The following is an 11,768-nucleotide window of genomic DNA, read 5'->3' on the forward strand; positions in this document are numbered from 1 at the left end:
TAATGATAAATACGTAAAGGACAAACCTTACGTACCTTACCAAGGTACAGGTTTGTCTTTTTTTGCGTTTAAGGAGGATTTTATGAGAATGAGAAAAGGATTATTATTGACTTGCGCATCATTAATGTTGGCATTACCATCAGTTGCAAGTGCGGCAAATAATGACATACCATTTTTTGATGGCAGTAAAAATTCGATTTTAAAATCTGATGAATTGCAACTAAGCGGTAATTTGCTTAGACCGGGTAGTGGCTATAGATCAAAAGAGTTCAATTATAAAGCTGACTTACATTTTCCTGCTGTTTATAATGGCTCTTTCAATTGGGGAAATCCATGGGAAAATCTAGTCCAAAATGAAGATACATCGGATCCTTATGTTCGAATTTCAAATGATGGGTACATTAACAGTGAAGTTGTTGTTGGTGATAGAATGGTAACAGAAGTTCAACAAGTTACGAAAACTGTTATTAAAGATAAGTATTGGGGAGAACCCAATTTTGTTTTGGGGAATTTGAAGAAACATGATATTAAAAAATTTAATGGTCCTAATGTTACATTAGGAAAATTTTATTGGATTAGGGATATAGCCTACCTTTCTGGTGGTTATGCAGGAGCTGGTGGTGTAGATAGTGTGAATAGGTATAGCTTGTGGTATGTACGTACAAGTAATCCTAAGATAGATAATTTTAAAGCTACGAGTGGAAAAAAAGATGTACCTGTGAAATTCACTTTTAACGGTTTTGAATATGTCAGCAAGGGAAAAGGGTATAACGATAGAGATCCGAATGGGACAACAGTAAATCCATATCAATCAGCTGCTGGTGAACGGAATCGAGTTAAATGGCTGTTAGATATTACAAAAGATGACGAAACCGTGTATCATCAAGAAAATTATCTGCGTTCAACACCGCAAAAAGATAATCAAAAACCAAATGAAGGTGATGCAGGGCAATTTAAGTCAGAAGAACTAAAGTGGCAGCCACAAATGTGTGGCCGGTATACTGCGAAAATTAAAGTTCTTGATGCTGTTCAAAGGGAATCAAATGAGAAAACTGTTGATTTCACCATAAATGGTAACTGTGGTACAGAAGTAACACCTAATCCAGATCCAGGTGATGAAGATGATTTTAAATATAAAATTGATTTCTCTGCTGACCGAATTGAAGGAGAAACAGCAAGAGAAGGAAAGAATATAAAAACAAGAATAGATGTATCACGTGATAATTTTAAACCAGAACGTGACCAATATAGAGAAAAGGTAAATAACAATATTAATATGTCCGAGCAAGCGGTAAATAGTTCTGAATCCGATAGAGATAGTGCGCAGTCTAGTCTTAGTTATTGCCGTCGTAATCCAATTCATGAGGTAGATGCAGAAGGGAACCATCACTATTACGATAGAGACTGCTCTTGGGAAGAAAATAGACTGGATAGTGCAGCAAGTAGGTTAGATACAGCAAGGCAGAAGTTAGAAAAAGAGAAAAACAAAATTAAAAAGTTAGATGCGCTAGAAGCAAAATATGCAAATCCTGAAACAGTAGTCGTGCTCAAGCATAACGGACAACAAGTAGCATCACAAAAGGTAAGGTTAACTGAGGGAGAAAAGAAAACTTTGAACCTTGGCTGGCAACATAAGGGGAAAGGAACAATTCAGGCAGAAATTAACCCTGCTGGTAATCGTCTAGATATAGAAGAAACCACATACAAAAATAATCCTATTAAAACAGCTATCTATGCACCATCTCATGAAAAAGGGATGTGCGGAGTAACTAGTGTAAAAGGTGTGGTAGAAACAGTAAGTGAACGTGTATCTAAAGATGATACAGTTGGAGAGATGTTCTATGAAACATTAAGTGGAAATATTGATAATTTAGCACCATCTAAGCTTCATGCTGGGTATGGTTTTTCTTATGAAGTAAACGGAAAATACAAAAATGATTGGAATGCTAATTATCCAGGTGTATTTACAAAAGCAACGGCACAATATCCTTTTGCTGATGAAGGATTAAAATCTACACAAGAATTAGACATTGTTTCTAATACTGGTTTAACATCAAAATTCTTACCTAAAAATATGTATTTGTCTGAAATAACGGGACATGTCTTTGATAGTAAAAGACCAACTAAGTCTTTATATTGGGATGGACAAGAGAAAATTATTGATGGTGGACAAAAATGGTATGCACCATTAAAGACGAAAGATGGAAAGTATTCATTCAATGTTGAGACAAATCCAGCAGGTGTGAATGAAATGAGCTTGTGCCTGACAAATGACGTGGAAATTCAAGGTGTCGCGTATGATGACTTTAAGAAGAGAAGGGTGCTTGCAGACCTTCCATTCCCTGTACAAACACCTGGATGGAACTGGGTTGGAAAAGAACACATAATTACAGACTTATCAAACTGGTACTACATGAAGAATAAAAATTAGTTTAAAAGTATTATATAATTAGTGGAATCGATAAAAGTATATAATCCTTCTTAAACTAGTAGCTGAATGGATAAACCAAAGGCACATCCCTTAATGGGGTGTGCCTTTTTTCATAGAAAGGGGAAATTTGAGTGGATAAAAAGAAAAAGCAGCGTGTGAGACGAGTGATTTTTCTTGGAGTAATCGCAATGATTGTATCGTTATATATTGGAAATGAATTTCAAGATCGAAATGGGACAAGTTATGCTCCTGCAAGATATTTTGAGACGGGAACAAAGCTTGTTTCATTCTAAAAGTCTAATAAATAATAAAAACAAAAAAGAGACAGCAGTTATTTAATGCTGTCTCTTTTTAAGGGAATGGGATCAGGAGAAATTACCTATCCCTTTCTTTTTGAAGATGGGTTTTAAATCCCATGCAAACTCTTTCTTTTCAGTACCTGTTGAACCCAAAATTCCTTTATAGTAGAATCTATCGGCATCTTCTGTTTTATCAAAATTATAAATATAAGCACGCGTTTTAGATTCTCCAGGCTTTAATTTAACATCTCCAGTTTCAAATGCCTCTCTCACCGGAAATCCTGATAAGTTTTTATCATTCAATCTAAAATCAGTAAATGGAGCTTCTTTCTCTATATTCCCTTTATTTGTAGCTGTAAAACTAATAATAACAAGATAATCTTTAGCAGGTCTAAGTGTCATATTAAAATCAGGAGAGGGATTGTATTTATATTCCAGTGACTTTTCAACATCTGAAATTTGAAATTCGATATCTTCCATAGTTATGGATTTATTGTATTTTATCATTTTATAAGACTCATTATTTTGATTGCTTTCTTTACTTTCCGGTCCACTTTGAGTTTCCTTCTTTTGAGTTGTTTCATTATTATTTGAACACCCAGAAATTAACATTAAAATCATTGATATTAGAACAATAAAAACATTTTTCCGCAAATTAATATCCTACTTTCTTTATATATGGTTATTAGTATTATAACTATATAAAATTCGATTTACAATGTATATTAAAATGGAATGAATAATGGAGAATAGAATACATGACATGTACAATAGTTGATGTTATAATAAGTGTAGAAGTATTATAACAATAGTTTTTGCATAAACTAAAGAAGACGAGATGCTCCAACATCTCGCCTTATGTAACTGTTACCGCAAGGTGGCTAGTTGCTAAAAAAGTTTATTTTTTCTTAGAACCGCCCTTCACACGCTTGCAGGCATTGTGGGTGGTTCTTTTCGTTTTTCGTCGCTTTTTTTGTGATTTCTTCCAAGACGTTGATAGGTATTTACCTACTCGTTTTGCAAAAAATACAGCGACTTCTCTAGCAATTACTTTTACAATTTCAATTGCTATTATGAAAAGTATTTCCATGCGATCACCTCCTTTCTCCATAAAATGAAAGAGAAAGGATAGCAACCAACCACCCTGAAATATTCAGTTACGTTATATTAATTATACCATATTTACGGGTGGGTTAATAGCTTAAAAACCTTGATATGACAATGTTTTTAAGGGTTTTTGAGTTTTGAAATCAGAGGTTTGAAATGGTAAAAATAATATTTTTTTTAGAAATGATTGACATATAACTCTATATATCATAATATTGAAATTGTAATATTAAAGAAACTAAATCCAACATTTTCATATAGACTTTAGATTAGCTAAAAGGACACACCTAAGGCGCATTATGCCATAGGTGTGTCCTTTTTTTGCGTTTAAAGGCTACATAAGGAGGAATACAAACATTGAAGCCATCTAAGTTTCAAAAGAAGCAGATTGTTGCGGTAGGTCTAGCCGCTGCAACAGTAGCGGGTATCTATGGATACAATCATTTCGCAGTAGAAAATGCTGTAAAACCAACAAAGATTGTTGTAGCCGCAAAGGATATACCTGCGCATACAGAAATTAAAGAAGACATGCTAGTGGAACGAACTTTACCTGGTGATGCGATTCCCCCAAATGCATTACGTGTAAATAAAAAAGAGGTTGTAGGTAAGTGGACAAATGATGGGCAGCCCATTACAGAAAATAGCTATCTCTTTAAAAACAAAGTAGTAAAGAAAGAGGAGTTACCGGACTCTGCTATTTTAAATTTGAAAGATGGAGAAGTTGCTTTCCCGTTACTCGTTGATTTGGAAACAAGTTCAGGGAATAGTATTATCCCAAATACGTATGTGGACTTGTATTTCAAACAAGTTGTGAAAGAAGGAGACAATGAGAAGGTTGTCTTTGGTGGTCTGTTCCAACGTGTACGTGTGACGGCTGCAAAAGATAGCAATACAGAAGATGCATTTGTGCTAGAAAAGAAAGAATCAAAAGAGGAACAAGAAGGAAAACAAAAGCCTAAAGTAACGCGATTATACACACTGGCTGTTTCCCATGAACAACTTCAATACTTAAATCGTGCAAAAACACTTGGAGATGTCATTCCTGTTGCAGTTGGACAAAAGGTGGAGCAAACAGGGAAAGAATTAGAACCAGCTGAAGGATTCTCACAAATATCTGATCAAAAGAACATTTTAGACTATGTAGAGAAGCATTCGACTAATCCAATTTCTAAAAATGTAAAAGAGTATGTAGCACAGTATCTGAATGAATCTAAGTAAGAAAGGGGTTATTAAGATGGAGCGGCAAGCAAGAATCATAGCCTTTTATGCAACAAACGAAAATGTAGGGAAAAGCACATTAAGTATTGCGATGGCAAATGAATTAGCTCATTTAGGGAAAAAGGTGCTTTATGTTGAAGCAGACCAAGTAAGACCTAGCTTTGCAGTTGGAACTGGTCTTAGCCACGATAGTAAAAACATCTTAGAACTTGTAAGAAAAGAAAATGAATACAATCTCTCGCAGTATATTTGTACCAAGCAAGATTTATTAGAGAGAAAAGTGAATCCAAGGTTGATGCAAAAATTGCACGATAAGATGGATTTTCTGGTGTTTCCATCAGGTTATAACTTAGCTCAATTCCCAGAGATTCAAAACAAAGAACTGTTTGTAACGACATTTATAGAATCACTTGTAGATACAGAATACGATTTTATCATTCTATCAGTACCAACTGAATTATCTGAGGTTCTGAGTTATCCAATCCTATACCAATCAGACCTTGTTGTTCATGTGTTAAACGGCAACCCTCGTGGTGCAATAGCAATTAAAAGAGAATTACAACTACTAGAAGAAGCAAAGCTAACATTGCCTCGTATGATTCATGTTTTAAATATGGGAGATGAGGATTATGTAGAAGATATTGAAAAGCTTTCTTCCCAAAAAATTGCGGTGACAATTCCGTATGACAGGGATCGTACGAGTTATGAATGGGGGATGCAGTTTGGTTCCCCGCAAATTAATACAAAGGTCCATCACATTATGGAAGCAGCTGGTCTTGATATTCCAACCCAGCATACATCCTCTATGAAAAAGGGTCTCTTTGGTTTACGAAATTAAAAGGGAGGCAGTAGTATGTGGGGCTATTTACAGGGAAAACAAGTCGCCTTAAAGCGAAATCGAGTTGATTTATATCATTTTGGTTATATGATTCGTTCTAAATCAGCTCGAAAGTTAGGAACAACTACAGCTCAACAAATTAAAGATATAACAGATGAAATTCGTGCGTTTTTAGTTAAAGAACATCGTGATATCTTAAGTGAATCTTTTATGAATAAGGAAAAAAAAGCAGCTGTAGAGCAAATCATCAAAAGTTTCTTATTAAGTAATCAAGTCGTCATTTCAGAGGTACCTTCTGAACAGTTACTGAACATGGTGTGTGACGATATTGTGGGATTTGGAATTATTCAACCTCTGATTGATGATAAAGATGTAACAGATATTTATATCAATGGCATAAAAGAGATTATATACGAAAAAATTGGTGAGGGAGAATGCAAATACAAGTATCGATATGAAGCTGAAGAAGATGTAAAAGCCTTAGCTTATAAGATGGTAAACAGTACGTCAGAATCACTTAATACAGCAAAGCCATCTGTCGACTGCGTGTTCCCTTATATTCGTATCAATATCGCCTTAGATGAGATTGCTGGACTTGGTACAACAATTACTATTCGTAAGAATGCAGATCATCTTCGTGCCTCAGAAGAACGTATGTTATCCACAAATCAAGCATCGAAAGAGATGTTGGACTTTTTGGCGGCAGCTGTGAAAGCCAAAATGAATATTTTAATTGCTGGAGCAACAGGAACAGGGAAAACGGAGTTTATGAAGTACCTCGCTTCTCATATACCAAAGAATGAACGTACTCTTGTAGTGGAAGATAATCCCGAACTCTATTTACATCGCATATTTCCAGAGCATCATTTTGTTCCGATGCAATGTAGAGCATCCGAAGTTGAAGAAAATGCAATTGATTTTGATAGATTGTTAACGAATGCTTTACGCCAAGGACTAAAGAGATTACTTGTAGGGGAGTCGAGGGGGGGAGAAGCCCTGAAAATGATTAACTTCTTCCAAACGGGACACTCGGGTTCTACCTCTGTCCATGCAAGAAGTGCAAAAGAAGCAGTAAGACGTTTAATGCTTATGTGTCTACAAAGTGGTGCGAACATTGGTGCTCAGTATTTATATGAATTAATTTCACAGACATTTGATGTGATTGTCTTTTTCGAAAAGAAAGATGATGGGAATCGTTATATTACAGAGATGATTGAATTATTGGATTATCAAGGTGATATACAATTTAATCAACTTTCTCAGTTTATTCCGACATACGAGGAACATGATGAAATGAATGAAAGAGTAGGAAAGATTCATGGCCAGCATAAAATTACAGCAAGAATGTCAGCCGAAATGGAGAGGAAATTCCGTTCTTCTTCTGTAAACCCAGCTCTTTATGCACCATTCCTTTCACAACAGGAGGTGCAGTATGCATAGTTTGTTCGCCTATGGATGTATATTATTAATCTTTATTAGTGTAGTATTACTTGTTTTACTTTTTGCAAAATCTAAAGGTTCTGCACTTTCCCAATTTGTACAAGAAAATGAGAAAGAAGAAAGACGCTTGGAATTAAGGAATATTAAAGGCATACGAATGTATCTGCCACAATCTGTTATCCAAGAAGCCCAAAAGTACGAGTGGAAATTGACGAAAAGCATGTACTGGGTATATACGATTCTTTCGGGAATGAGTATAGCAGCAATATTCTACTTCTCCTTTGGAAGAGATCCTTTTACACTGATTTCTGCTTTATGTGGATTTTTAGTTCCGAGATTTCTTCTCTATCGAAGAAAAAAACGTTACTACTTGGTTGTCATTGACCGTCTTTCTATTTATATGAAGGCAGTAGCGAATGCACTTCAAATTAGTAATAACGCTAAACGCGTGTTAGTACAAGTAAAGCCAATGATGCATGAGAGTATTCAAGAAGAAATAGAAAAAGTTTCTCTTTTATTAGAAGGTGGAACTACAATGCACCGTGCATTTAAAGGATTCAATGAAACTTTTAATTTTAGAGAATTGGTTTTCTTCCATGAAATGTTGGAAGTGTGTAGCCGAGAAGGCGGGGCGAATTCAGTACAAGTCTTATTAGATATTGCAGAAGATTTCGAAAAACAAAAGCTATATCTAGCAAGATTACGTTCTAGTTTGTCGCAAGCGCAACGTGCGTTTGTACAGAACTGCTTAATCGTGATTGCCATGCCGATTGTGATTATGTTGATGTCAAAAGAAGCATATGGATTTTTAGCAGGTTCTATGATGGGGAAAATTGCATTAGCGGTAAATATGTTCATTGTATTTTTCTTAGCAACCCGTGTAGAAAAGATTGCAAATTATAATCCAACAGAAAGAGGGGAATAAAGTGGCTACGATTTTAGCTTTAGTGGTATTCGTTGTCATGTACTGGGTATTCTCTACCTTTCTACAAAGTAAAAAAGACAGCGGTAGCCTACTTACAAACTATGTAGAAAATGCAAAACGAATTGAAAAAAAGAATTTAAATCAAATGATGCTTGCTCCCTTCCAGTCGTTATCACATAAGTATCTGACAGAAGAAAAGAAAGAGCAGATCCAAAAAAAATTAGAAGAAGCTGGTTTGGATACGAAACCAGAAGAATATTTGAAAATGAAGGTTGCCTATCCCATAATTTTCACCTCTGTTTTCTTGATATGTACGGTGTTTCATGATTACTACTTATTTAAAGTGGGCGTATTGATTTCACCGCTGCTTTATTTCTATCCTGATTATCTATTAAAGAGAAGAATCAAGCAGGCGATAGAAGCAAGGAGGTTCGAATTACCGGAGTATTTAATTCCTATGCTGCAGTTGTTAAAAACACATACAACATTAGAAGCAGTAAAAAAGGCACAGATATATGCTGGGAGACATCTTCGACCGTATGTATCTACACTTACAGCGGAATTAGAAATGTATGCGGGTTCGGATCAACCATTTAGAAACTTTGCAGCAGCCTTAAATAGTCCAGAAGTAAATACCTTTACTATTGCATTGCAACAAGCACAGAAAACGGACAAGGTACAGAGTCTTCGTATTATGGATGCACAGATTAAAATGATGCGTGAGCTAAAACATGAGAACTATAACCGTCTCATTCAAAATAAGCCAATGGAAATGAATAAATTTAACGTTGCTGTAATTGGATGTATTGTAATTTATCCAATGGTTATTGTTATTCAATCCTTAATGCAAGGATTTGCAAGTATATAAGAAGTTAATATCCCAAATTGAATAAGCAGAGGAGCAATACACATGTTAACAAAAATGAAGAATTGGTTGAAAAATGAGGATTCACAATTATCGTCAGAAAACGGTATGTTAATCGCTTTGGCGGTAATTATCGTATTAGTAATTGGCCCGTTTGTATGGAAAGCAATTCAAGGTGGTTATGATACGATCCTGGCACGATTCACAAAAGCATCAAGCAATGCAGATGTGAATTCTTGGAACAAATAATAGAAGTTTTAAATCAAGGATGTTTATTACGTATAGCTCAAATAAATGGATAAGGGAGATTCAATCATGTTAGGAAAAGTGAAGAATTGGTTAAAAAACGAAGATTCACAGTTATCATCAGAAAACGGTATGTTGATTGCTTTGGCGGTAATTATCGTATTAGTAATTGGCCCGTTTGTATGGAAAGCGATTCAAGGTGGTTATGATACGATCTTGGCACGATTCACAAAAGCATCAAGTAATGCAGACGTGAATTCTTGGAATAAGTAATAAAAGATTTAATTAGGTAAGTTCTTATTTTAGTAGATTCTTAAAATTTATATATAAAGGGGAAAAATACAATGTTAACAAAAATGAAAAGTTGGTTAAAAAATGAAGACTCACAATTATCATCAGAAAACGGTATGTTAATCGCGTTAGCGGTAATTATTGTATTAGTAATCGGCCCGTTCGTTTGGAAAGCAATCCAAGGTGGGTATGATACAATTCTAGCTCGATTCACAAAAGCATCAAGCAATGCCGATGTAGATTCTTGGAACAAAAAATAAGTTTTGAATTGAAAATAAGAGGGGGCTTGTTTCATATAGCTCCCTCCTTTTAAAACATAAGGAGGTACTATGATGAGATTCAGTAGAGTAATGATTCCCCCATTAGCAACATTAGCCCTTGGCATGTCACTAATGGGTACACCTGCAAGTGCAGCAACAACAGCTGAGACAAAACTAAATCAAAGTATAACAGGTGGCGAACATAATATTGCCGTTACACCGGTTAGTAACTTTAACGCGGTAACACTAAGTGGAGAAACGCAAGTGACAAATGCAAATCCTGGTGTCCTAACAGTGACAGATGCAACTGGTTCAGGGGATGGCTGGAGAATCAATGTAAAAGCAGATCAATTTAAAGTAAGTGGAGATTCAAAGTCGAATCGGACACTTCCAAAGGGTTCCTTAGTTTTGAATAGTGGTGGTGCTGCTATAACGAAAGTAGGAGGGACAAGTTCACCAAATCCGGCGTTTAAAACGACTAATTTTATTATAGATACAGATAATCAAGTTACGATTTTAAATGCGAAAAAAGATGAGGGTATGGGTAAATATAATGTTAGTTTCAATGATAAGTCTCTAGCTTTAACGTTAAATCCACATAGTACGTATGTTGAGAATAAGGCTGGTGCTACCTCATATGAGTCAAAACTGACATATTCTATTGTAACAGGTCCTTAAAAGAAACTTATTATATAGAAGGGAATCACGTATGTATGATTCTCTTCTGTACATAGAAAGAAGGGGCAGAATGAAAAGCTATGTATATAAAATTTTAATTAGTACTTTGGTTGTGATTATATTCATTTTAAGTATAAGCTTAAAACCTTTTAAAGTTGTTTATGCAGAAGAAAAACAAGATAGTTTACCGTTTGATGTAAGCATTCATGTCCCGGATAATCAACTAGGTGATATAAAAAACTATTTTAATTTACAGGTGAAAAAGAAACAGAATCAAACAGTAAAAATGGATGTACATAATAAAAACAATACTCCAATCAAAGTCAATGTAAAAGTTGCCAATGCTCTAACCTCTGCAAACGGAGGTATTATGTATGTGCCAAATCGTGAAGTATCACAAAGTATATTAACAGATACAGATTTCTATATGGATCAGTATGTACAAACTCCTGACGCTGTTACCTTAGAAGGGAATCAAACGAAAACTATAGAGGTACATTTAACGACACCAAATAAAGATGGAGTATTTTTGGGCGGATTATTATTTGAGTTAGCAAACGATACAAAAGCACAGAATCTTGAAAAGGACGGATTGAACTTCTCTGTACATAATCGTATTGAATATGCGGTAGCGATACAATTGAATAGTGAAGAGACTGAAAATTCAGTTAATAAATTACCTCTTAAATTAAATGGAACAACTGTTGAATCGTATCCAACACAACCGCAAGTCCATGCACTTATTCAAAATACAAATGCAAATATTGTAAGGGATGTATCAGTTTACTATGAAGTTTTATCCAAGGATAACGTTTTATTTCATGGTAATATTCCAGCATTCAACGTAGCGCCAAAATCCAAGGTAGGTTTAGCAATCCCGTGGAAAGCGAAAGAATACAAGGATGGAAAGTATACACTAAAAGTTACGATAAAAGAGAATGGTATACCAAAAACATATACAGAACAGATACGCATAACTGCTTCTAATGTGACAGAGTATGCGGAACAAACAGGTGCAGTAAAAGTGTTGCCCGGGTATTCTAATCAAATATATATAATAGCGGCTGGTGTTTTTATGTTAATCGTTTCAATGTTTGTATTTGTATGGTGGAGAAAGAAACATGCAAATCGGAAGGAGGAAAATAAGGCATCTTAGATAGCATAAAAAGA

Annotated in this window: 14 protein-coding genes; 12 read left to right on the forward strand and 2 right to left on the reverse strand. The window is 35.1% G+C overall.

All coding sequences use genetic code 11. The features are described 5' to 3' along the window. Positions 1-82 precede the first annotated feature (82 nt). Entirely contained in the window at positions 83-2,431 is a 2,349-nt protein-coding gene (locus PDQ40_RS22290) for a hypothetical protein (RefSeq protein WP_242227941.1), read from the forward strand. A gap of 131 nt (positions 2,432-2,562) precedes the next feature. Continuing rightward, positions 2,563-2,724 carry a hypothetical protein gene (locus PDQ40_RS22295; protein ID WP_046199595.1) on the forward strand — a complete coding sequence of 54 codons (162 nt, stop codon included), beginning with the start codon at positions 2,563-2,565 and terminating at the stop codon, positions 2,722-2,724. A 72-nt stretch (positions 2,725-2,796) separates the two neighbouring features. Here PDQ40_RS22295 and PDQ40_RS22300 read toward each other — a convergent pair whose 3' ends face one another. Beyond that, positions 2,797-3,351: a hypothetical protein gene (locus PDQ40_RS22300; protein WP_270691637.1), complete on the reverse strand. Its 555-nt coding sequence runs from the start codon at positions 3,349-3,351 to the stop codon at positions 2,797-2,799. Positions 3,352-3,628: 277 nt separating this feature from the next. Next, positions 3,629-3,820, reverse strand: a complete 192-nt coding sequence (locus PDQ40_RS22305) for a hypothetical protein (protein ID WP_242227939.1) — start codon at positions 3,818-3,820, stop codon at positions 3,629-3,631. Positions 3,821-4,194: 374 nt separating this feature from the next. Here PDQ40_RS22305 and cpaB point away from each other — a divergent pair, with 374 nt between their 5' ends. The 10 genes from cpaB (at position 4,195) to PDQ40_RS22355 (ending at position 11,754) form a co-directional block, all read left to right on the forward strand. After that, positions 4,195-5,055: a Flp pilus assembly protein CpaB gene (gene cpaB, locus PDQ40_RS22310; protein WP_242227938.1), complete on the forward strand. Its 861-nt coding sequence runs from the start codon at positions 4,195-4,197 to the stop codon at positions 5,053-5,055. 16 nt (positions 5,056-5,071) lie between these two features. Further along, entirely contained in the window at positions 5,072-5,893 is an 822-nt protein-coding gene (locus tag PDQ40_RS22315; RefSeq protein ID WP_131099884.1) for an AAA family ATPase, read from the forward strand. A 15-nt stretch (positions 5,894-5,908) separates the two neighbouring features. Next, a complete protein-coding gene (locus PDQ40_RS22320; protein WP_000264623.1) occupies positions 5,909-7,333 on the forward strand; it encodes a CpaF family protein in 1,425 nt (474 codons plus the stop codon). Beyond that, on the forward strand, positions 7,326-8,258 hold the full coding sequence (locus PDQ40_RS22325; RefSeq protein WP_001996222.1) for a hypothetical protein: 933 nt from the start codon (positions 7,326-7,328) through the stop codon (positions 8,256-8,258). Before PDQ40_RS22320 ends, PDQ40_RS22325 begins: the two co-directional genes overlap by 8 nt. Before the next feature lies 1 nt (position 8,259). After that, positions 8,260-9,126, forward strand: a complete 867-nt coding sequence (locus tag PDQ40_RS22330; protein ID WP_242227937.1) for a hypothetical protein — start codon at positions 8,260-8,262, stop codon at positions 9,124-9,126. 42 nt (positions 9,127-9,168) lie between these two features. Then, positions 9,169-9,372 carry a hypothetical protein gene (locus PDQ40_RS22335; RefSeq protein WP_000956353.1) on the forward strand — a complete coding sequence of 68 codons (204 nt, stop codon included), beginning with the start codon at positions 9,169-9,171 and terminating at the stop codon, positions 9,370-9,372. A 45-nt stretch (positions 9,373-9,417) separates the two neighbouring features. After that, positions 9,418-9,642: a hypothetical protein gene (locus tag PDQ40_RS22340; protein ID WP_002029145.1), complete on the forward strand. Its 225-nt coding sequence runs from the start codon at positions 9,418-9,420 to the stop codon at positions 9,640-9,642. 71 nt (positions 9,643-9,713) lie between these two features. Next, a complete protein-coding gene (locus tag PDQ40_RS22345) occupies positions 9,714-9,920 on the forward strand; it encodes a hypothetical protein (RefSeq protein ID WP_002069495.1) in 207 nt (68 codons plus the stop codon). A 72-nt stretch (positions 9,921-9,992) separates the two neighbouring features. Continuing rightward, positions 9,993-10,598, forward strand: a complete 606-nt coding sequence (locus PDQ40_RS22350; RefSeq protein ID WP_046199591.1) for a WxL domain-containing protein — start codon at positions 9,993-9,995, stop codon at positions 10,596-10,598. Positions 10,599-10,668: 70 nt separating this feature from the next. Further along, positions 10,669-11,754 carry a DUF916 domain-containing protein gene (locus PDQ40_RS22355; RefSeq protein WP_242227936.1) on the forward strand — a complete coding sequence of 362 codons (1,086 nt, stop codon included), beginning with the start codon at positions 10,669-10,671 and terminating at the stop codon, positions 11,752-11,754. The last annotated feature ends 14 nt before the right edge of the window (positions 11,755-11,768 follow it).

The sequence above is a fragment of the Bacillus cereus group sp. Bc061 genome, assembly GCF_027715825.1.
GTDB lineage: Bacteria > Bacillota > Bacilli > Bacillales > Bacillaceae_G > Bacillus_A > Bacillus_A paranthracis.

Bases quoted from the DNA above. Each gene is read 5' to 3' on its own strand.
- PDQ40_RS22305 (WP_242227939.1), bottom strand. From the start codon at position 3,820: ATGGAAATACTTTTCATAATAGCAATTGAAATTGTAAAAGTAATTGCT.
- PDQ40_RS22345 (WP_002069495.1), top strand. From the start codon at position 9,714: ATGTTAACAAAAATGAAAAGTTGGTTAAAAAATGAAGACTCACAATTA.
- PDQ40_RS22355 (WP_242227936.1), top strand. From the start codon at position 10,669: ATGAAAAGCTATGTATATAAAATTTTAATTAGTACTTTGGTTGTGATT.
- PDQ40_RS22350 (WP_046199591.1), top strand. From the start codon at position 9,993: ATGAGATTCAGTAGAGTAATGATTCCCCCATTAGCAACATTAGCCCTT.
- PDQ40_RS22335 (WP_000956353.1), top strand. From the start codon at position 9,169: ATGTTAACAAAAATGAAGAATTGGTTGAAAAATGAGGATTCACAATTA.
- PDQ40_RS22320 (WP_000264623.1), top strand. From the start codon at position 5,909: ATGTGGGGCTATTTACAGGGAAAACAAGTCGCCTTAAAGCGAAATCGA.
- PDQ40_RS22290 (WP_242227941.1), top strand. From the start codon at position 83: ATGAGAATGAGAAAAGGATTATTATTGACTTGCGCATCATTAATGTTG.
- PDQ40_RS22315 (WP_131099884.1), top strand. From the start codon at position 5,072: ATGGAGCGGCAAGCAAGAATCATAGCCTTTTATGCAACAAACGAAAAT.
- PDQ40_RS22300 (WP_270691637.1), bottom strand. From the start codon at position 3,351: ATGATTTTAATGTTAATTTCTGGGTGTTCAAATAATAATGAAACAACT.
- PDQ40_RS22325 (WP_001996222.1), top strand. From the start codon at position 7,326: ATGCATAGTTTGTTCGCCTATGGATGTATATTATTAATCTTTATTAGT.
- PDQ40_RS22340 (WP_002029145.1), top strand. From the start codon at position 9,418: ATGGATAAGGGAGATTCAATCATGTTAGGAAAAGTGAAGAATTGGTTA.